Raw genomic sequence first — 20,289 nt, 5'->3', positions numbered from 1 at the left:
TTCTAGTCGCTGAGCACGTGGAGGCGCGAAGTGAGTATCGATACCGCCGGGGTCGGCGTCCGGGAAATCGACGTCGGCACGCTGCCGACCCGGTTCGCCCGCGGGTGGCATTGCCTGGGCGTGGCCAAGGACTTCCTCGACGGCAAGCCCCACGCGGTCAACATCTTCGGCACCAAGCTGGTCGTCTTCGCCGACACCGAACGCAACCTGCGGGTCCTCGACGCGTACTGCCGTCACATGGGCGGTGACCTGTCGCAGGGCGTCGTCAAGGGCGACACCGTCGCGTGCCCGTTTCACGACTGGCGGTGGGGCGGCGACGGCAGGTGCAAGGAGGTGCCGTACGCCAAGCGCACCCCGCGAATGGCGCGCACCCGCACCTGGCCCACCGAGGTGCATAACGGTCTGTTGTTCGTCTGGCATGACCACGAGGGCAACCCACCGTCACCGGAACTACAGATCCCCGACATCCCCGAGGCCGCCAGTGACGCATGGACCGACTGGCGATGGCGCAGTGAGCTCATCGAAGGCTCGAACTGCCGCGAGATCGTCGACAACATCGTCGACATGGCGCACTTCTTCTACGTGCACTACGGCTTCCCGACGTACTTCAAGAACGTCTTCGAGGGCCACATCGCGTCGCAATACCTGCGCACCGTCGGCCGGCCCGACGTGCACCTCGGCGGGTCGCACTACACCGGTGAGCAGTTGCTCGATTCCGAGGCTTCCTACTTCGGCCCGTCGTTCATGATCAACTGGCTGCACAACAGTTACGGCGGCTACAAAGTCGAGTCGATCCTGGTCAACTGCCACTACCCCGTCACGCAGAACTCCTTCATGCTGCACTGGGGCATCATCGTGAAAAAGCCCGCGGGCATGGACGAGGCCGACACCGAGAAGCTGTCCAAGGCGTTCACCGAGGGCGTCAGCATGGGCTTCCTGCAGGACGTCGAGATCTGGAAGCACAAGACCCGCATCGAAAACCCGTTGCTGGTCGAAGAGGACGGCCCGGTCTATCAGCTGCGCCGCTGGTATCAGCAGTTCTATGTGGATGCGGCCGACGTGACGCCGGAGATGACCGACCGCTTCGAGTACGAGGTCGACACCACGGCCGCCAACAAGCACTGGCACACCGAGGTGGACGAGAACCTGCGGACGAAGGTCGAGCAGCCCCGGTAGCCGAACCGATCAGTGCGCGACGGGGCACCCACCGGTGTAGTCGACGTGCCAGTGCTTGATGCCGTTGAGCCATCCCGACCGAATCCGCTCCGGTTTCGAGACGGGCGTGAGGTCGGGCATGTGGTCGGCGATGGCGTTGAACATCAGGTTGATCGTCAACTTCGCCAGGTTCGCGCCGATGCAGTAGTGCTCGCCGGTGCCGCCAAATCCGACGTGCGGGTTGGGGTTACGTAAGACGTCGAACTCGAACGGATCGGTGAACACGTCCTCGTCGAAGTTGGCCGAGCGGTAGAACATCAACACCCGCTGCCCCTTCTTGATCGTCACCCCCGACAGTTCGGTGTCCTCCTTGGCGGTGCGCTGGAACGCCGTCACCGGGGTGGCCCACCGTACGATCTCGTCCGCCGCGGTCTCCGGGCGCTCCTTCTTGTACAGCTCCCACTGGGCCGGGAAGTCGGCGAACGCCATCATGCCCTGGGTGATCGAATTGCGGGTGGTCTCGTTGCCGGCGACCGCCAGCATCATCACGAAGAACCCGAATTCGTCGTCGGAAAGCTTCTCGCCGTCGATGTCCGCCTGCAGCAGCGTGGAAACGATGTCGTCGCAAGGGTTCTCGGCCCTGACCTCCGCCATCTTCATCGCGTAGGCCAGCACCTCCGCCGACGACACCTTGGGATCGATGTGCGCGTACTCCGGATCCTGGGCGCCGGTCATCTCGTTGGACCACCGGAACAGCTTGCCGCGGTCCTCCTGCGGCACCCCCAGCAACCCGGCGATGGCCTGCAGCGGCAGCTCGCACGCGACCTGCTCCACGAAATCGCCGGTGCCCTCCGCCGCGGCGGTCTTGGCGATGACCTGCGCCCGCTCGTTGAGCTCGTCGCGCAGCCGGCCGATCGCGCGCGGCGTGAACCCGCGGGAGATGATCCTGCGCAGCCGGGTGTGGTGCGGCGGGTCCATGTTGAGCAGAACGAACCGCTGCAAGTCGATGTCCTCGCGGCTCATGTCGTCGGCGAAACGCGGGATGGCGCCGTTGAGCCAGCTGGAGAAGACGTCGTTGCGCAGCGACACCTCCTTGACGTCCTTGTGCTTCGTCACCACCCAGAAGCCGCCGTCGTTGAAACCGCCCTTGCCGATGGGCTGGTCACACCACCAGATCGGCGCGCTGCGGCGCAACTCGGCGAGCTCCTCGACGGGCAGGCGCTCGGCGTAGATGTCCGGGTCGGTCGGGTCGAAACCGGGGGGAAGGTGCGGGCAGGTCATCGCTGTCTCCTGTGGGTGTCAGACCATCGTGTCGCCGGGCGGCAGCCCGAATTCGTGATTGCCGAAGATCAGGTAGGCCCGCTCGGGATCGTTGGCGGCGTGCACCCGGCCGGCGTGCGCGTCGCGCCAAAACCGTTGAATGGGGCTGCTGTTGGCCAGCGCGGTGGCGCCCGAGGCGTCGAACAAGCGGTCGATCGCGGCGATCGCGCGGGCGGTGGCACGCACCTGGTCGCGACGGGCCCGGGCCCGCAGCTCGAACGGGACTTCCCGACCCGCCAGCAGGCACGCGTACTCGTCGCCGACGTTGCCCATCAGTTGCCGCCACGCGGCGTCGATGTCGCTGGCCGCCTCGGCGATGCGCACCTTGGCGAAGGGGTCCTCTGCGGACTTCTCACCCGCGAACGCCGCGCGCACCCGCTTCCCCTGATGTTCGACGTGGGAGTCGTAGGCGCCGTAGGCCATCCCGACGATGGGGGCGGTGATCGTGGTGGGATGCATGGTGCCCCATGGCATTCGGTAGACCGGATCGGTGTTCACCACCAGCCCGCCGGCGGTGTGGTCATTCATCGACCTGTAGGACAGGAACCGGTGCCGGGGCACGAACACGTCCTTGACCACCAGGGTGTTGCTGCCGGTGCCCTTCAGGCCGACGACGTGCCAGACGTCGTCGATGTGGTAATCGCCGATGGGGATCAAGAAGCTGCCGAAGTCGACCGGCTGGCCGTCCTTGATCACCGGGCCGCCGACGAAGGTCCACGTGGCGTGGTCGCAACCCGACGACCAGTGCCACGAGCCATTGAGCAGATAACCGCCGTCGACCACCTGACCGGCGCCCATCGGGGCGTACGACGAGGAGATCCGCACGTTCGGGTCCTCGCCCCACACGTCCTGCTGGGCCTGCTGGTCGAATTGCGCCGCGTGCCAGTTGTGCACGCCGAGGATCGATGCCACCCACCCGGTAGACCCGCACGCACTGGCCAGCCGCCGGACGGCCTCGAAGAACACCGTCGGATCGCACTGCATGCCACCCCACTGCGCCGGCTGCAGCAGCCGGAAGAAGCCGATCTCCTGCAGCTCGCTGACCGTCGCGTCCGGCAGCCGCCGCAGCTCCTCCGTCTCCGGCGCGCGCTGCCTCAGCTTGGGCAGCAGGTCGTCGATGGCGGCCAAGACGGATTGAGCATCGAGTACTTGAATGGACGTCACTGCTTACCTCCGGGGCGAGCTGGTCACAAGGCTAGAGAACGTTGCAATCTCGGCCAATATGTCATTGTTCCTGCTGTACAGCGGCATAAAATGCGAACTGTAACTTGTTCTAGTTACGGCCTCGGGGCGGGCAGGCACTAGGGCAGAAAGTCCCGACATGTCGTGGGTGATCGCGAAAAGCCCGCTCGGCTACCGGACGTTGCCGGCGATCACTCCCGCGCGGCGGCCTTCTCCAGCTCGGTCAGCGCCGGCTCGACGGCGCGGGCCATCTCGTGGATGTCATTGGCGACTTCGGGGGTGGTGACAAATCCGAAGTCCAGGTATTTCTCGTACGAGAAGCAGGTGATATTCAAAGCGATGTCCATGACGGGCGGGCCGAGCGGCACCAGCGACTCCAGTTTGGCGCCGGCCATGTAAAGAGGCATGGGCGGGCCGGGGACATTGGACACCACCAGGTTGATCGGGGCCAGGTTGCGCGACAGCCCGGTGGCGGTATAGGCCCGGGCGGCCAGCTGCAGCAATCCCGGCGGCGTGGTCTCGGTAAGGCCCATGATCTGGTGCGCCGAAAGCGCTTTGGCCATACCTTTGGCGCTTTGGGTGCTTTCATGGATGGCCCTCAGCCGATCGGCGGGGTCTTCGATGTCAGTGGCCAGCGATGCGGTCATCGAGCTGATCTTGTTGCCGACGTCGCTCTTGCTTTCGTCGGTGCGCGTCGAGACCGGGATCTGCGCGATGAGCGGTTTGGCCGGCAACTCGTCATGTTTCAGGAGGTACTCTCGGGCGGCCCCGGCCACGAGGGCCAGCACCACGTCGTTGAGCTTGACACCAAAGGCGTCCTTGACAGCCTTGGCCCGGTCCAGCTCGACGCGGCAGCCGGTGATCCGCCGGTGAGGTGACACCGGCGCGTTGAATCGGGTCTTGGGCGCCTCGAAGTAGCCCGGCGGCCTGCTGGTGACGCCCAGAGCGGCGATCTGCTGGCGCACCGTCTGCTCCAGCAGCCTGGTGATCCGAAACGGCGTTTTCACCGCCAGGTTGACCAGAGCACCCACCGCGCGCCGCTCGATGCCGGGGAGCTGGAATCCCACCAGCGATCCCACCGTCTCCTCTTTCGGCGGCCGCGGCTCGGGGGTGACGTCCAGCAGGATTTCGCCCAGCCCGGCGCCAGAGACGCCGTCGACGATGGCGTGGTGCATCTTGGTCAGCGTCGCGACCCGGTTGCCCTTTACATTCTCGATGACCCAGAGCTCCCACAGCGGTCGCGAGCGGTCGAGCTTGTAAGACATCAGCCGACCCACGAGCTCGTCGACCTCGCGCCGGCCTCCCGGCGCGGGCACCGCGATGCGCCGGATGTGGAAGTCGACGTCGAGTTCCTCGTCCTCGACGAACCACGGCCGGTCGAGCCCCAGCGGTGCGCCGGTGACGCGCCAGCGCAACTGCGGCAGCTCGGGCAGGCGCTCGATGATCAGCTGGCGAACGCGTTGAAAGCTGAAGTCGGGTGCATCAGTGAGATCGCAGATCGCGAGCGCGCCCACATGCATGTGCCAGCCCGCAGTTTCCGCGGACCAAAACGCCGCGTCGACACTCGAAAGCCGCTTCATGGGAGAACCGTAGCCCCCCGATCAGGCGTCCTCCAAGAGGTCGGGCGTCACCGCCGACTCGGTGTCCGGGATGCCCTCGACTTTCGCCTTGCGGTCGGCCATCGACAGCAGCCGCCGAATGCGGCCGGCCACAGCGTCTTTCGTCATCGGCGGCTCGGCCAGCCGGCCCAGCTCCTCCAGCGACGCCTGCCGGTGCTCGACGCGCAGCCTGCCCGCCGAGGCCAGATGCTCCGGGACGGTATCGCCGAGGATCTCGAGCGCGCGCTCCACCCGGGCGGCCGCCGCGACCGCCGCGCGCGCCGAGCGGCGCAGGTTGGCGTCGTCGAAATTGGCCAGCCGGTTGGCCGTCGCGCGGACCTCGCGACGCATCCGGCGCTCCTCCCAGACCAGCCGGGTGTCCTGGGCCCCCATCCGGGTCAGCAGGGCGCCGATCGCCTCGCCGTCGCGCACCACCACCCGGTCGGCACCGCGCACCTCGCGCGCCTTGGCGCTGACCCCCAGCCGGCGCGCCGCACCGACCAGCGCCAGCGCGGCCTCCGGGCCGGGGCAGCTGACCTCCAGCGCCGACGAACGTCCCGGCTCGGTGAGCGAGCCGTGCGCCAAAAAGGCGCCCCGCCAGGCCGCCTCGGCGTCGGCGATGCTGCCGCCGACGACCTGGGCGGGCAGCCCGCGCACCGGACGGCCCCGCATGTCGAGCAGACCGGTCTGCCGGGCGAGCGCCTCGCCGTCGTTGGCCACCCGCAGCACGTAGCGCGTGTTCTTGCGAATTCCACTGGCCGACAACACATGCACGACGGCGTTGTACCCGTAGAGCTCGAAGATGTCCTTGCGCAGCCGGCGCGCGACGTTGCCCAGATCCACCTCGGCCTCGACGACGACCCGGCCGCCGACGATGTGCAACCCGCCGGCGAACCTCAGCAGCGACGTGACCTCGGCGCGCCGCGCGCTGACCGACTTCACCACCAGGCGGCTCAGCTCGTCCTTGACTTCGGTCGTCATCGCCACGCGTCGTCACCTCTCTCGCCGTCGACGCGGATCTCGTTCGTGGTGGTCGCCGAAGGGGCTCCCGGGCCTTTCGGGCCACCTTGTAAACCAGATGTGTGGCCCGCTCGGACCCCGTCGAGCGCCGCCGCGAGCTTGCCCGGGTCATGTAAAGGTGTACCAGGTCGGGACACGTCGGCGAAGTGGACCTCGGCTTCCAGCAGCGTCGCGGTCCGGCGCAGTTGCTCGCGTTCGCGCTCACCGGTCACCCGTTCGGCGTCAATGATGATGTCGTGCACGGTGAATCCGGGCGCGTGCTGCGCCAGCACGTGCAGGTGGCGTTCCACCGAGAAGCCGGCCGTCTCTCCGGGCTCGGCGACCAGGTTGAGCACCAGGGCCCGCCGCGCGGTGGTCGCCCGCAACGCCGAGGCCAGCCCGGGGACCAGCACGTGCGGGATCACGCTGGTGAACCAGGATCCGGGCCCCAGCACCACCAGGTCGGCGGCCATGATGGCGTCGACGGCCTGCCGGGTCGCCGGCGGGTTGGGCGGCAACAGCCGCACCCGCCGCACCTTGCCCGGCGTGGTGGCGATCGCCACCTGGCCGCGGATCAGGCGGAACATCCGCGGGTCGGTCTCCAGGCCGGACACGTCCGCCTCGATCTGCAGCGCGATCGGGCACATCGGCAACACCCTGCCCTTCACGCCGAGGATGCGGCCGAGCTCGTCGAGGGCCGCGACCGGATCGGCGAGCACCTCGTTGAGGCCGGCCAGCAGCAAGTTGCCGATCGGGTGCCCGGCCAGCGCGCCGGTGCCGCCGAATCGGTGCTGCAGGATGGTCGCCCACAGCCGCCCGTGCGGGCTGTCGGATGCCAACGCCGCCAAGGCCATTCGCAGATCGCCGGGCGGGATCACCTCCAGTTCGCTGCGCAGCCGGCCCGACGAGCCACCGTCGTCGGCGACGGTGACGACCGCGGTGACGTGGGGCGTCAGCCGGCGCGCCGCCGACAGCGTCGCATACAGGCCGTGCCCACCCCCCAGCGCGACGATGCCCTTGTTTGTCGCCGAGCTCATTCGCGACCCAGATCCCGGTGCAGCACCCGCACGGCCAGCTGCGGGTTGCCCCGCAGCAGCTGCATCAACGCCTCGGCGATCGCGACGCTGCGATGCTTGCCGCCGGTGCAGCCGATGGCGACCGTCATGTAACGCTTGCCCTCCCGGCGATAGCCGTCGACAACCAGGTTCAGCAAACGATGGTAAGCGTCCAGGAACTCCTCCGCGCCGGGCTGGCCCAACACGTAGTCGCGCACCGCGGGATGCTCGCCGGTGAGCGGGCGCAGGTCGTCGACCCAGTGCGGGTTGGGCAGGAACCGGACGTCCATCACCATGTCGGCGTCCATCGGCAGGCCGTACTTGAAGCCGAAGGACTCGACGGTGACGCTGGTGGACGCGCCGGTCTCGCCGCCGAACGCCCGCTCGATGCTCTCCCGCAGGCCCCGCACCGACAGCGTCGAGGTGTCGATGATCAGGTCGGCGGTGGCGCGGACCGGCGCCAGCATCCGGCGTTCGGCGGCGATGCCCTCGGCCAGCGTCTGCTCGCCCTGCAGCGGATGGCTGCGGCGGTTCTGTTCGTAGCGGCGCACCAGCATGTCGTCGGAGGCCTCCATGAACACCACGCGCGGGGTGATGTTGCGGGTGGCCAGTTCGGTGCGCACCTCGTCGAGATCGCCGGTGAATCCCCGCGACCGCACGTCCATCACCACCGCCAGCTGGGTGATCCGCGAACCCGCGGCCAGCCCGAAATCGACCATCCGGGTGATCAGCTGGGGCGGCAGGTTGTCGGCCACGTACCAGCCGAGGTCCTCGAGCACCTTGGCCGCCGTGCCCCGCCCGGCGCCCGACAACCCCGTCACCAGCACGACGTCGATGCCGGCCCCGTCTTCGGGGTAGGCGTCGCCCGGGTGGTTGTCGGTGAACTCGTCCTGGCTTGTCATTCGGCGACTTCCGGTGGCTCGGGTCGCAGCGCCTCGAGGACGGCCGTGGCGGTGGCCATGCCGATGCCCGGAACGGCGGTGATCTGGTCGACGGTGGCCTCCTTGAGGCGGGCTATCGATCCGAAATGGGTTACCAGCGCCTTGCGGCGATGCTCCCCCAATCCTGGCACCGAATCCAGCGCCGAGGCGGTCATTCGCTTGGATCGCTTGCTGCGATGGTAGGCGATGGCGAACCGGTGCGCCTCGTCACGCACGCGCTGCAGCAGGTAGAGGCCCTCGCTGTTGCGGGGCATGATGATCGGGTCGGGCTCCGACGGCACCCAGATCTCCTCCAGCCGCTTGGCCAGGCCGATGACGGCGACGTCGGTGATGCCGAGTTCGTCGAGCACGGCCGATGCCGCGTTGACTTGCGGCGCACCGCCGTCGACGACGAACAGATTGGGCGGGTAGGCGAAGCGGCGCGATTTCCCTTCCGGGGAAAGCATATTGGGGTCTTTTTGCTCGTTGAGGTGCCGCGCGAACCGGCGGCGGGTGACCTCGGCGATGGAGGCCACGTCGTCGGAGCGTCCCTGCCCGGCGGCCTCCCGGATGCCGAAGTGGCGGTAGTCCGACTTGCGCGGCAGGCCGTCCTCGAACACCACCAGCGAGCCCACCACGTCGGTGCCCTGCACGTGGCTGATGTCGACGCATTCGATGCGCAGCGGCGCATCCGCCAGCCCCAGCGCCTCTTGAATATTCTGCAGCGCAGCCGATCTGGCGTTGAAGTCGCCGGCCCGCTTCAGCTTGTGTTGCTGCAGCGCCTCTTTCGCGTTGCGCTGCACGGTTTCGGCCAGCGCGCGCTTGTCGCCGCGCCGCGGGACCCGCAGCGCGACCCGCGACCCGCGCAGCCCGGACAGCCAGGCGGTCAGCTCGTCGGCGTTGGACGGCAGGCACGGCACCAGCACCTCCCGGGGCACGGGATTGGTGGATTCGTCGGCGGCCCCGTCCAGTTCGGCCTGCTCGCCGTAGAACTGCGTCAGGAATTGCTCGACCAACCGCTCCTCGCCGGATTCGCCCGGATCCCCGGACTTTTCGACGATCCAGCCGCGCTGGCCGCGCACCCGGCCGCCGCGGACATGGAATACCTGCACCGCGGCCTCCAGGTCGTCGTCGGCGAAGGCGACCACGTCGGCGTCGGTGCCGTCGCCGAGCACCACCGCCTGCTTTTCCATGGCCCGCTTCAACGCGCCGAGGTCGTCGCGGAGCCGCGCGGCCCGCTCGAAGTCGAGTTCCTCGGCAGCGGCGTTCATCTGCTGCTCCAGGTCGCGCGCGAACCGGTCGGTCTTGCCGGACAGGAAGTCGCAGAAGTCCTCGACGATCTGCCGGTGCTGCTCGGCGCTGACCCGGCCGACGCAGGGGGCCGAGCATTTGTCGATGTAGCCGAGCAGGCACGGGCGGTCGATCTGCTTGTGCCGCTTGAAGACTCCGGCCGAGCAGGTACGCGCCGGGAAGACGCGGGTGAGCAGATCCAGCGTCTCGCGGATCGCCCAGGCATGGGAGTACGGGCCGAAATAGCGAACACCCTTGCGGCGCGGGCCGCGATAGACCATCAGCCGGGGAAACTCCTCGTTCAGCGTGACGGCCAGCACCGGGTAGGACTTGTCGTCGCGGTAGCGGACGTTGAAGCGCGGATCGAACTCCTTGATCCAGTTGTATTCCAGCTGCAGCGCCTCGACTTCGGTGTTGACCACCGTCCACTCGACCTTGGCCGCGGTGGTCACCATCTGCCGGGTTCGCGGATGCAGGCCGGCGATGTCGGCGAAGTAGGACGTCAGCCTGCTGCGCAGGCTCTTGGCCTTGCCGACGTAGATGACCCGCCCGTGCGCGTCCCGGAACCGGTAGACGCCGGGCTCGACCGGGATGGACCCGGGCGCGGGGCGATACGTTGCGGGATCTGGCACGTTCCCAGGCTAGTAGCCGTCGCACGGGCACCGGGAAAGCCCGGCGGCAGGCCGTGAAAACTGCGAAATTCGTCGCTGCGGCGGATTACCATCCGCGTATCGCTGGGCGGCCGGTAGCGCTGGGGGTCGAAGAATGTCGTTGCTGATCGAGCCGGCACTCGTCGCGGATGCGGCCGGCGACCTGGCGGGCATCGGATCGTCGGTGGCGGCGGCCCACCGGGCGGCGGCGGCCTCGACCACCGCCGTGGTGGCGGCCGCCGGCGACGAGGTGTCGGCCGCCCTCGCGTCGCTGTTTTCCGGCCACGCCCTGGACTATCAGGCGCTCGGCGCGCAGGCGGCGGCGTTTCACGCCCAGTTCGTCCGGGCGCTGAGCACGGGCGCCGGCGCGTATGCGGCGACCGAGGCCGCCGGCACCAACCCGCTGCAGCTCCTCGGGCAGGACGTTCTGGGGGCGATCAACCTGCCCACCGAGCTGCTGGTGGGACGCCCGCTGATCGGCAACGGCCTCAACGGGGCGCCGGGGACGGGGCAGGCCGGCGGGCCGGCCGGGATCTTGCTGGGCAGCGGCGGCAGCGGCGGGTCGGGAACGACCGGGCAAGCCGGCGGCCCAGGCGGTCCGGCCGGGCTGATCGGCTTCGGTGGCACCGGCGGCATGGGCGGCTGGGACGCGCCCGGCGGGCCCGGCGGCACCGGCGGCCTGCTTTGGGGCAACGGCGGCGCGGGCGGGATCGGCGGCCCCTTCGGCACAGGGGGCGCCGGGGGCAGCGCGGTGTGGTTCGGCAACGGCGGCCCCGGCGGATTGGGCGGGGAGCTCGGCGGCCTCGGCGGTATCGGCGGCCGCGGCGGCTCGCTCGTCGGCAACGGCGGCGCGGGCGGGACCGGCGGGGTTTCCGGCGGCCCAGGCGGGGTCGCGGGCGGTCCCGGCGGCACCGGCGGCGCCGCCGGGATGTTGGGCCTGCCCGGAGCCGCCGGCGGCACCGGCGGTGCGCCCACCATCCCGGTGCAGGTGGACCAGCAAATCAACCGACCCTACGTCGACGTCTCCATCGCCGGCGGGCCGAACTCGCAGGTGATCTTCGACACCGGATCTCGAGGTCTGGTCGTTCCGCCACAAGACGTCAATTTCGCGACCCTGGGCACGCCCACCGGGACCGGCACCGTCACCTACGGCGACGGCGGAAACACCCTGACCGAGAAGTACACAACGTATTCGGCATCCGTCAATTTCGGGAACGGCATCGTCAGCCAGCCGACCCAGGTTGCCGTCGTCACCTCCGTGACACAGACGCAGAACGGCATGTCAACGAATTTGCCGGTCACCGACGGGCTTCCCGTTCTGGGCATCGGCGGGAGCAATCTGGTCGGGCCGTTGTCCACCAGCCCCGTGCAAGCCCTGCCGGACACCCTCGGCCAGGGTGTGCTCCTCAACGAGCCCGCGGGTAGCGCGCAGTTCGGCGCCAACCCGCTGACCGCCCTCACCTCGTCGTCGGGGGCGCCCGTGACCACGCTGAAGGTGTCGGTCAACGGCGGCACCGCGGTCACCGTCAACGACGCGTTCGTGGATTCCGGTGGCCTGTGGGGAGACATCCCCGCGTCGCTGGGCACCGGCTCGGTGGGCGGCTACGTTCCGCAGGGAACGACGCTGACCGTCTACACCGCCAACAACGTCGCCATCTACCACGAAACGGTCGGCGCCGCCCCCACGGCCCCGGTTGTGGTCAGCGGGGCGAACGGCCTATTCAATACCGGCAATTCGCCATTCGAGACCATCCCGATCTACCTCTCGTACAGCCCGCTCAATACCGGGACGCTGTTCTACGACGCCTGAGGTCTTCGAAGGCCGCGAACGAGAATCACTCGAAGCATGCTGCTGTGCAGCATATTTCGGGATAGGCTTCGGCCTCGTGGCCATCTCCTGGTTTTCAGAGGAAACCGGAATTCCCTTCCAAGCTTCTGCGTAGTCACGTTCGTTCACGCCGACATGGCCCGCCGGCCGCACCGAGTTTGGTCGGCCACGAACTTCTATGAGTGTCATATGAGATCGCAGACTCCGCCCCACCGACAATCAAACCCCTTCCTAAGCTCCTCATCGATCATTAACGGAAGAGAGCATGGAGCCCAATGACATTTCGCCAGCTCATGGCCAGTATGGGTGCGGTAGCCGCAATCGTCGGCATCGGCGTATCCGTCGCACCTACAGCCCCGGCCGAGCCGCCTTACAAGAATTGCACCGAGGCCCACAAGGATGGCCGGTACAACATTCCGAGGGGCGACCCCGCCTACCAGCAGAAGCTAGACCGGGACAACGACGGCATCGCCTGCGAAGGCTGAGTCCGGCTTCTACAACCACTCGAAGCAAAACATTCACGCCGCACTGTGTTGCGACACCAACCAATACCCAGCACGAAAGTATTGGACACCCACACGGCTGCCCCCCCGACGCCTGAAACGCTAGGCCCGCAGGTCCGGCCGGTAGCGCGCCAGCAGCGACCGCACGGTGTCCATGGCGTCGACGGCGAGTTCCCGGTCGGCGGCCTGGATCGCCATCAGGGGAACGTACTCGTCGTCGGGCAGGTCGACGCGCGCCCACCGCCTCCCCGCGGGAAACGACACACCCACCACGTCGGCCCAGGGAATCACCCTGTAGCCGAACAGGTTTCGCACCGCCAGGCCGGCCGGACCCACCCGCAGCCGCGGCCGCGCGAACAGCAGCACACCCCCGGCGATCACCAGGCCGAGCACGGCGATGGCCACCTGGTCGGAGGTGTGGAAGATGACGCCGCTGGACTTGATCTTGAGCAGCAGGCCCACCACGATGTGCGCCGCCGCGATCAGAAACGCCGCGGCATAGACGAACACCGGAGTCCGGTGTGGGCGCAGCTCCACATCCCAGCCGTCCGGCGCGCTCACGACCGGGCGCGCAGGTCACGCAGGGTCAGCGCGGCGGTCAGCGCGGCACCGGCGGCCTGGGCCCCCTTGTCCTCGGCCGACGCCGGAAGCCCGGCGCGGGCCAGCGCCTGCTCCTCGGTGTTGGTGGTCAGCACCCCGTTGGCGACGGGCGTCGACGCGTCCAGTGCGACCCTGGTCAGCCCCTGCGTCACCGCATCGCAGACGTACTCGAAATGCGGTGTCTCACCGCGGATTACGACGCCCAGGGCGATGACGGCGTCGTGATTGGTGGCCAGCTGCTGCGCCACCACCGGGATCTCGATCGCACCGAGCACGCGGACCACCGTCGGGTCCTCGACGCCCGACTCGGCGGTCACCTTGCGCGCGCCGGCCAGCAGCGCATCGCAGATCTGGGCGTGCCAGGTACTGGCCACGATGGCGACCCGCAGGCCGGACGCGTTGAGCGCGGGTAGCTCGGGCTCCCCGCCACCGCTCACAGAGCACCGCCGAATTCGCCCGGCAGATGCACCGATTCGTGAAAGTCGTCCAATCCCACCAGGTCGTGCCCCATCCTGTCCCGCTTGGTCATCAGGTAGCGGATGTTCTCCGCGTTGGCGCGCACCGGAAGCGGCACCCGCTCGATGATGTGCAGCCCGTATCCGTCCAGCCCGACCCGCTTGGCCGGGTTGTTGGTCAGCAGCCGCATCGAGCGCACCCCGAGGTCGACGAGTATCTGCGCGCCGATACCGTAATCCCTTGCGTCGGCCGGTAATCCGAGCTTCAGGTTGGCGTCGACGGTGTCGTCGCCGGCGTCCTGCAGCTGGTAGGCCTGCAGTTTGTGCATCAGGCCGATGCCGCGGCCCTCGTGGCCGCGCATGTACAGCACCACGCCGCGCCCCTCGCGGGCGACCATGGCCATCGCGGCGTCGAGTTGCGGCCCGCAGTCGCAGCGACGGGAGCCGAACACGTCCCCGGTCAGGCACTCGGAGTGCACGCGGACCAGCACGTCGTCGCCGTCGGCGTTCGGCCCGGCGATCTCGCCGCGCACCAGCGCGACGTGCTCGACGTCCTCGTAGATGCTGGCGTAGCCGATCGCGCGAAACTCGCCGTGCCGGGTCGGGATCCGCGCCTCGGCGATCCGCTCGATGTGCTTCTCGTGTTTGCGCCGCCACTCGATCAGGTCGGCGATGGTGATCAGCGCGAGGTCGTGCTCGTCGGCGAAGACCCGCAACTCGTCGGTCTGGGCCATCGAGCCCTCATCCTTCTGGCTGACGATCTCGCAGATCGCGCCCGCGGGTTGCAGCCCCGCCATCCGGGCGAGGTCCACGGCGGCCTCGGTGTGGCCCGGCCGGCGCAGCACCCCACCGTCCTTGGCGCGCAACGGAACCACGTGACCGGGCCGGGTGAAATCCTCGGCGATGCTGGCCGGATCGGCGAGCAGGCGCATCGTCGTGGCCCGGTCGGAGGCCGAAATCCCCGTTCCTACACCGTTTTTCGCATCGACTGTGACAGTGTAGGCGGTTCCGTGCTTGTCCTGGTTCACCGCGTACATCGGCAGCAGCCCCAGCCGGTCGCAGATCGCGCCGTCCAGGGGCACGCACAGGTACCCCGAGGTGTAGCGGACCATGAACGCCACCAGCTCCGGCGTCGCCTTCTCGGCGGCGAAGATCAGGTCGCCCTCGTTCTCGCGGTCCTCGTCGTCGATGACGATGACGGCCTTGCCGGCCGCGATGTCGGCAACCGCCCTCTCGACGGAGTCCAACCTCGTCACGTTGCTGCCTGCTCTCGTAGGGGCCCACCGGGAAGCCCAAGTGTTGCATTCAGTATGAACCACCGCGGCGGCGCGGTTATTGCCACGGTTTTCCCTGGCGAAGGGTGGTCGCGATCGGTGGGTGAGCGGCGCGCGACGTAAGCCGCACGTGTGCCGCGGCTGGGTAGAACGTGTGAGATGCGGGGCTCGGCGGTGCGAGGCGTTTTCGGCTTCTTCTTTAAGGGAAGTCTGAGAGGCATGAATACCAAAACGCAGACACCATTGTGGCGTCGCCTGTGCGTGGGCACGGCGGCTGCCGGTGCAATATCCGCATCCATGCTGGGGCTGGCCTCGGGCGTCGCCCAGGCGGCTCCTCCCCCGGCACCGATGTATCACCACCACTGGTGCCCGGGCGACCAGTGGGACCCTGGGTGGGGCCCCTACCAGAACTGGAACAACTGCCGTGACTGGGACGACAACTACGGCGGCCCGGCCGGTTACGGTGCGCCCCCGCCGTGGGCGCGGCCGATGCCGCCGCCTCCGCCGTGGGCACCCTGGGCCCAGGTCGTGTGGAACCCCGGTGCGAACGACTGGGGTTACTGGGACGGCCCCGTCTGGCGCTCGTTGTAATAGCGATCTGCAGGCAGGCCGCCGTCAGCGGCCTGCCTGCAGCAACCGCTCGACGTACTTGGCGATGACGTCGACCTCGAGGTTCACCCGCGTGCCGACCGGGGCCCGGCCGAGGGTGGTCAGTTCCCTCGTCGTCGGGATCAGCGACACCTCGAACCACTCCTGCGGCTCGGATCCCAGGACGGACACCGTCAGGGAGATCCCGTCCACCGTGATCGACCCCTTTTCGACGACGTAGCGGGCCACCGACGCGGGAACCTCGATCCGCACCACCTCCCAGTGCTCGGACGGTGTGCGGTCCACCACCCGGCCGGTGCCGTCGACGTGGCCTTGCACGATGTGCCCGCCCAGCCGGCTGTTGATGGCCGCGGCGCGCTCCAGGTTCACCCGGCTGCCGACCTTCAGCTCGCCGAGGTTGGACCGGTTGAGGGTCTCGCCCATCACGTCGGCGGTGAACTGGCCGTCCGGCTTCAGCTCGGCGACCGTCAGGCACACGCCGTTGACGGCGATCGAATCGCCGTGGCCGGCGTCGGCGGTCACCACGGGCCCGCGAATGGTCAGCCGCGCGGCGTCCGCCAGGACGTCCCTGCCGGTGATCTCCCCGAGCTCCTCGACAATTCCGGTGAACATTGCACCAGGTTAACGGGCCGATCAGCGCCGAAGCGGGCCCCGCGTTCCGAAAGCCGGTCACCAGCACCCTCTACGATGCAGGGTATGCAAACCCCCCACCGTCTGTCGGCCGTCCTTGCCTTCTTAGGCCTCGCCGCCGCCCTGGTTGCGGGCTGCTCCTTCAGCTCGTCGAAAAGCGGCGGCCCGTTGCCCGACGGTGCCACGCTGGTCAAGCAGTCCACCGACGCCACCAAGAACCTAAAGAGCGCGCACCTGGTGCTGACGGTGAACGGGAAGATCCCGGGGTTGGCCGTGCGGAGTCTGTCCGGTGACCTCACCACGTCGCCGAGCACCGCGGCGCAGGGCAACGCCCAGATCACTCTCGGCGGCCAGGACATCAGCGCCGACTTCGTCGTCGTGGGCGGTGACCTGTACACCAACGCCCTCAACCCGGGCGACAAGACGATGACCGACGTGGGTCCGGCCTCCCAGGTCTACGACCCCTCGGCGATCCTCAGCCCGGACACCGGCCTGCCCAACGTGCTCGCGAACTTCACCGACGCCAAGGCCGAGGGGCGCGACCAGATCAGCGGCCAGACCACCGTCCGCATCAGCGGAAACGTCTCGGCGGACGCCGTGAACAAGATCGCGTCTCCCTTCAAGGCGACCAAACCGGTGCCGGCCACGGTGTGGATCGTGGAAAACGGTGATCACCAGCTGGCCCAGGTGCAGCTCCAACAAAGCCCGGGCAACAGCGTCCAGATGGCGTTGTCGAACTGGAACCAGCCGGTGCAGATCAACAAGCCCGCGGCCTCATGAGCAGGCTGGCGGGACGTCGGGTCGCGATCGGAGCCGGCAGCCTGGCGGTGCTGCTGGGTGCCCTCGACGCCTACGTCGTGGTCACCATCATGCGCGACATCATGCACGACGTCGGCATTCCGATTAACCAGCTGCAGCGGATCACCCCGATCGTCACGATGTACCTGCTGGGCTACATCGCGGCCATGCCGCTGCTGGGCAAGGCGTCCGACCGGTTCGGCCGCAAGCGGCTGCTTCAGGTCAGCCTGGCGACGTTCATGGTCGGCTCGGTGGTCACCGCGCTGTCGGTGGCGATCGGCAATTTCGACGTGGCCGGCATGAATGTGGAGATTTTCGGCCACCCGCTCCGGGACCTGGTGATTCTCGGCTACCCGATACAGAACTTCCACGTGCAGACGCTGCACGTGCTGGTCGCCGGCCGCACCATCCAGGGCATCGCCAGCGGCGCGCTGCTGCCGGTGACCCTGGCCCTGGGCGCCGATCTGTGGGCGCAGCGCAACCGCGCCGCCGTGCTCGGCGGCATCGGCGCCGCGCAGGAACTCGGCAGCGTGCTGGGCCCGCTGTACGGCATCTTCATCGTCTGGCTGTTCCGCGATTGGCGCGACGTGTTCTGGATCAACGTCCCGCTGACCCTGGTCGCGATGGCGCTGATCCAGATCAGCCTGCCGCCGCACGACCGCAGCGAGGCGCCGGAGAAGATCGACGTGGTCGGCGGCCTGCTGCTGGCCATCACCCTCGGTCTCGCGGTGATCGGCCTGTACAACCCGAACCCGAACGGTCAGGAGGCGCTGCCCAGTTACGGGCTGCCCCTGGTGATCGCCGCGGCCGTCTTCGCGGTCATCTTCCTGCTCTGGGAACGCTTCGCCCGGACCCGGCTGATCAACCCGGCGGGAGTGCAGTTCCGGCCGTTTTTGGCCGCGATGGGCGCGTCGTTCGCCGCCGGCGCCGCGCTGATGGTGACGCTGGTCGACGTCGAACTGTTCGGTCAGGGCGTGCTGGGCCTGGACCAGACCAAGGCGGCCGCGATGCTGACGTCGTTCCTGATCGCGCTGCCGGTGGGCGCGCTGCTCGGGGGCTTCATCGCCACCCGGGTCGGCGACCGCGCTGTTGCCCTGGTCGGGCTGCTGATCGCCGCCGGCGGCTACCTGCTGATCGCGCACTGGCCGGTGGACCTGATGCACTACCAGCACAGTTTCTTCGGCTTGTTCTCGGTGCCCGCGGTGGACAACGGCCTGAAGCTCGGCGGCGTCGCGGTCAACAATGATCTGTTGATCGCCGGTTTGGGGCTCGGGTTGGTGATCGGGCCGCTGACGTCGGCCGCGCTGCGCGTCGTGCCCGCGGCCGAGCATGGCATCGCCTCGGCGGCGGTGGTGGTGTCCCGGATGACCGGCATGCTGATCGGTGTGGCCGCGCTCAGCGCCTGGGGGCTCTACCGCTTCTACCAGATCCTCAACGAGAAGAACACAGCCCTGCCCAGCGGCATGAGCAAGCCGGACCGGGCCATCGCCCAGGCGCAGAACGTCCTCCCCTCGTTCGCGGCCATGTACGGCGAGATCTTCACCATCACCGCGGGGGTCTGCGTGGTGGGAGCGCTGCTGGGCCTGCTCATCAGCGGCCGGACCGAGCACGCCGAGGAACCGGAAGTGCCCGAACAAGAACCCGCGGTCGTCCCCGCGCCCTGAGCTTCGCGAGTCGCCGTCACCGGCGCTAACCGCCGTGCGGCACCAGGCTGAGCACCACGTCCGGGCCGGCCCGGTCGATCCCGTCGAACTGCCAGCGCAGCGCGCGCGTCATGGTGGGCACCCCGACGTCGCCGACGGCCGTGATGGGCCCGCCCAGCAGTATCGGCGCGACGTAGGCCAGGATGCGGTTGACCGCACCGGCCCGCAGGAAGGCGCCGGCCAGGGTGGGGCCGCCCTCGAGCAGCACGTCGGTGCGGTCCGACAGCGCCCGGATCACCTCCATCGGATCGTGGGTGCGGATCACCATGGTGCGTGAGTCGTCGTTGAGAACCTTTGCCTCCGAGGGTATTTCGCGCATCCCCACCACCACCCGCAGCGGCTGGCGGTCCGCCAGCGAGCCGTCGGCGCGCCGGGCGGTCAACGCCGGATCGTCGGCCAGCACGGTGCCGGTGCCGACCACGATCGCGTCGGCGAGGGCGCGGCGGCGATGCAGGTCCAACCGGGAGGCCTCGCTGGAGATCCACTGGCTGCTGCCGTCGGCGGCGGCGCTGCGGCCGTCGATGCTGCTGGCGTACTTCCACGTCACATGCGGCAGGCCCGTCCGCACCTTGTGCAGCCACTCCCGCAGCGGCCCGGCGGCCACCTGGTCGGCCAGCACCCCGGACCGCACCTGGATGCCGGCCGCCTGCAGCCGGCCCGCGCCCCCGCCCGCGATCGCGTTCGGGTCGGGGACCGCGTAGATGACCGTGCCCACCCTGGCTTCGATCAGCGCGTTGACGCACGGCGGCGTCTTGCCGAAGTGATTGCACGGCTCGAGGGTGACGAACGCGATGCCGCCGGCCGCGAGGCCGCCGGCCCGCCGCAGGGCCAACACCTCGGCGTGATCGCCCCCGGCCGGCTCGGTGGCACCGACGCCGACGACGCGACCCTGCGGGTCCACGATGACGGCCCCGACCGGGGGGTTCGGGTACGTGGTGCCCTTGACCTGGTAGGAGTGTTCGATCGCCAGGCGCATCGCCGCCTCGAGGCTGTCGACCGACTGGGGCTGGTTCGTGGGCTGGTTCATGCGCGCAGGTGCGCGGACGCGGCGGCGGCCTGCCGCCGCAACGCCTCGACCGCGGCCTCCGGGTTCTCCGCCCCGTACACCGCCGACCCGGCGACGAAGCAGTCGACGCCGGCTTCGGCGGACTGCTCGATGGTGTCCGCGTTGATGCCGCCGTCGATTTCCACCAGGATCGTCAGCTCCCCGGCGTCGATCATCTTGCGGGCGGTGCGGACCTTCCCGAGCACGTCGGGGATGAAGCTCTGGCCGCCGAAGCCGGGCTCGACCGACATGATGAGCAGGGTGTCGAAGTGCGGGAGGATTTCCAGGTAGGGCTCCAGCGGGGTCCCCGGTTTCACGCTGATCCCGGCCTTGGCGCCGGCGGCGCGGATGTCGCGGGCCACCCCGACGGGATTGCCGGTCGCCTCGGCGTGGAAGGTGACGTTGTAGGCGCCCGCTTCGGCGTACGGCGGCGCCCACCGATCCGGATCCTCGATCATCAGATGACAGTCCATCGGGATGGCGGTGCTGGCCAGCAGCGCCTCCACCACCGGCAACCCGATGGTCAGGTTCGGGACGAAGTGGTTGTCCATCACATCGACGTGCAACCAGTCGGCGCCGTTCACGGCGGCCGCTTCGTCGGCGAGTCGGGCGAAATCGGCGGAGAGGATCGACGGCGCGATCAGCGGTCTACCGGTGTGGCCGGGCATGTGCGCC

General features: G+C 68.8%; 19 protein-coding genes. 6 read left to right on the top strand and 13 right to left on the bottom strand.

Annotated elements, in window-relative coordinates:
- Window positions 1–30 precede the first annotated feature (30 nt).
- Window positions 31–1,176 (top strand): Rieske 2Fe-2S domain-containing protein, encoded by a 1,146-nt coding sequence (locus tag A5696_RS16105; RefSeq protein WP_067880820.1) that lies wholly within the window; start codon window positions 31–33, stop codon window positions 1,174–1,176.
- Window positions 1,177–1,185: 9 nt separating this feature from the next.
- Here A5696_RS16105 and A5696_RS16100 read toward each other — a convergent pair whose 3' ends face one another.
- The 7 genes from A5696_RS16100 to uvrC all read right to left on the bottom strand — a co-directional run bounded on the left by A5696_RS16100 (window position 1,186) and on the right by uvrC (window position 10,151).
- A complete protein-coding gene (locus A5696_RS16100; RefSeq protein ID WP_067880817.1) occupies window positions 1,186–2,436 on the bottom strand; it encodes a cytochrome P450 in 1,251 nt (416 codons plus the stop codon).
- A gap of 18 nt (window positions 2,437–2,454) precedes the next feature.
- Complete coding sequence (gene hsaA / locus A5696_RS16095; protein ID WP_067880814.1) at window positions 2,455–3,639, bottom strand: 3-hydroxy-9,10-secoandrosta-1,3,5(10)-triene-9,17-dione monooxygenase oxygenase subunit; 1,185 nt, start codon at window positions 3,637–3,639, stop codon at window positions 2,455–2,457.
- Window positions 3,640–3,848: 209 nt separating this feature from the next.
- Window positions 3,849–5,237 (bottom strand): wax ester/triacylglycerol synthase family O-acyltransferase, encoded by a 1,389-nt coding sequence (locus tag A5696_RS16090; protein WP_067880811.1) that lies wholly within the window; start codon window positions 5,235–5,237, stop codon window positions 3,849–3,851.
- Window positions 5,238–5,258: 21 nt separating this feature from the next.
- The gene (gene whiA, locus A5696_RS16085) at window positions 5,259–6,236 is read right to left on the bottom strand and encodes a DNA-binding protein WhiA (RefSeq protein WP_156738429.1); all 978 of its coding nucleotides are present in this window, start codon (window positions 6,234–6,236) and stop codon (window positions 5,259–5,261) included.
- Complete coding sequence (yvcK, locus tag A5696_RS16080; RefSeq protein ID WP_067880805.1) at window positions 6,233–7,291, bottom strand: uridine diphosphate-N-acetylglucosamine-binding protein YvcK; 1,059 nt, start codon at window positions 7,289–7,291, stop codon at window positions 6,233–6,235. Before yvcK ends, whiA begins: the two co-directional genes overlap by 4 nt.
- Window positions 7,288–8,211: an RNase adapter RapZ gene (gene rapZ / locus A5696_RS16075; RefSeq protein ID WP_067880802.1), complete on the bottom strand. Its 924-nt coding sequence runs from the start codon at window positions 8,209–8,211 to the stop codon at window positions 7,288–7,290. The genes yvcK and rapZ overlap by 4 nt, the downstream gene beginning before the upstream one ends.
- Window positions 8,208–10,151, bottom strand: a complete 1,944-nt coding sequence (gene uvrC, locus A5696_RS16070) for an excinuclease ABC subunit UvrC (RefSeq protein ID WP_067880799.1) — start codon at window positions 10,149–10,151, stop codon at window positions 8,208–8,210. The genes rapZ and uvrC overlap by 4 nt, the downstream gene beginning before the upstream one ends.
- A gap of 133 nt (window positions 10,152–10,284) precedes the next feature.
- Here uvrC and A5696_RS16065 point away from each other — a divergent pair, with 133 nt between their 5' ends.
- Together A5696_RS16065 and A5696_RS16060 are read left to right on the top strand one after the other, a co-directional pair.
- Window positions 10,285–11,979, top strand: a complete 1,695-nt coding sequence (locus A5696_RS16065) for a PecA family PE domain-processing aspartic protease (RefSeq protein ID WP_067880795.1) — start codon at window positions 10,285–10,287, stop codon at window positions 11,977–11,979.
- 293 nt (window positions 11,980–12,272) lie between these two features.
- A complete protein-coding gene (locus tag A5696_RS16060) occupies window positions 12,273–12,482 on the top strand; it encodes an excalibur calcium-binding domain-containing protein (protein WP_369803357.1) in 210 nt (69 codons plus the stop codon).
- Window positions 12,483–12,602: 120 nt separating this feature from the next.
- Here A5696_RS16060 and A5696_RS16055 read toward each other — a convergent pair whose 3' ends face one another.
- Genes A5696_RS16055 through A5696_RS16045 form a run of 3 tightly spaced genes read right to left on the bottom strand, consistent with a single transcriptional unit; the run spans window position 12,603 to window position 14,811 of the window.
- On the bottom strand, window positions 12,603–13,061 hold the full coding sequence (locus tag A5696_RS16055) for a PH domain-containing protein (RefSeq protein WP_067880792.1): 459 nt from the start codon (window positions 13,059–13,061) through the stop codon (window positions 12,603–12,605).
- Window positions 13,058–13,537 (bottom strand): 6,7-dimethyl-8-ribityllumazine synthase, encoded by a 480-nt coding sequence (gene ribH / locus A5696_RS16050; RefSeq protein WP_067880789.1) that lies wholly within the window; start codon window positions 13,535–13,537, stop codon window positions 13,058–13,060. The genes A5696_RS16055 and ribH overlap by 4 nt, the downstream gene beginning before the upstream one ends.
- Window positions 13,534–14,811 (bottom strand): bifunctional 3,4-dihydroxy-2-butanone-4-phosphate synthase/GTP cyclohydrolase II, encoded by a 1,278-nt coding sequence (locus A5696_RS16045; RefSeq protein WP_067880786.1) that lies wholly within the window; start codon window positions 14,809–14,811, stop codon window positions 13,534–13,536. The genes ribH and A5696_RS16045 overlap by 4 nt, the downstream gene beginning before the upstream one ends.
- A gap of 315 nt (window positions 14,812–15,126) precedes the next feature.
- Here A5696_RS16045 and A5696_RS16040 point away from each other — a divergent pair, with 315 nt between their 5' ends.
- Window positions 15,127–15,420: a hypothetical protein gene (locus tag A5696_RS16040; RefSeq protein WP_156738422.1), complete on the top strand. Its 294-nt coding sequence runs from the start codon at window positions 15,127–15,129 to the stop codon at window positions 15,418–15,420.
- Window positions 15,421–15,444: 24 nt separating this feature from the next.
- Here the strand turns inward: A5696_RS16040 and A5696_RS16035 are convergent, their stop codons facing one another.
- A complete protein-coding gene (locus tag A5696_RS16035) occupies window positions 15,445–16,050 on the bottom strand; it encodes a riboflavin synthase (protein ID WP_067880780.1) in 606 nt (201 codons plus the stop codon).
- A gap of 84 nt (window positions 16,051–16,134) precedes the next feature.
- Here A5696_RS16035 and A5696_RS16030 point away from each other — a divergent pair, with 84 nt between their 5' ends.
- On the top strand, window positions 16,135–16,848 hold the full coding sequence (locus A5696_RS16030) for an LppX_LprAFG lipoprotein (RefSeq protein ID WP_067880777.1): 714 nt from the start codon (window positions 16,135–16,137) through the stop codon (window positions 16,846–16,848).
- Entirely contained in the window at window positions 16,845–18,530 is a 1,686-nt protein-coding gene (locus tag A5696_RS16025) for an MFS transporter (RefSeq protein ID WP_067880773.1), read from the top strand. The genes A5696_RS16030 and A5696_RS16025 overlap by 4 nt, the downstream gene beginning before the upstream one ends.
- 25 nt (window positions 18,531–18,555) lie before the next feature.
- Here A5696_RS16025 and ribD read toward each other — a convergent pair whose 3' ends face one another.
- Together ribD and rpe are read right to left on the bottom strand one after the other, a co-directional pair.
- Window positions 18,556–19,596: a bifunctional diaminohydroxyphosphoribosylaminopyrimidine deaminase/5-amino-6-(5-phosphoribosylamino)uracil reductase RibD gene (ribD, locus tag A5696_RS16020; protein ID WP_067880770.1), complete on the bottom strand. Its 1,041-nt coding sequence runs from the start codon at window positions 19,594–19,596 to the stop codon at window positions 18,556–18,558.
- On the bottom strand, window positions 19,593–20,282 hold the full coding sequence (gene rpe / locus A5696_RS16015; protein WP_067880768.1) for a ribulose-phosphate 3-epimerase: 690 nt from the start codon (window positions 20,280–20,282) through the stop codon (window positions 19,593–19,595). Before rpe ends, ribD begins: the two co-directional genes overlap by 4 nt.
- Window positions 20,283–20,289: the final 7 nt, after the last annotated feature.

This window comes from Mycobacterium sp. E2699 (assembly GCF_001666745.1).
Lineage (GTDB): Bacteria > Actinomycetota > Actinomycetes > Mycobacteriales > Mycobacteriaceae > Mycobacterium.
This window is presented reverse-complemented; position numbering and strand designations above follow the sequence as displayed.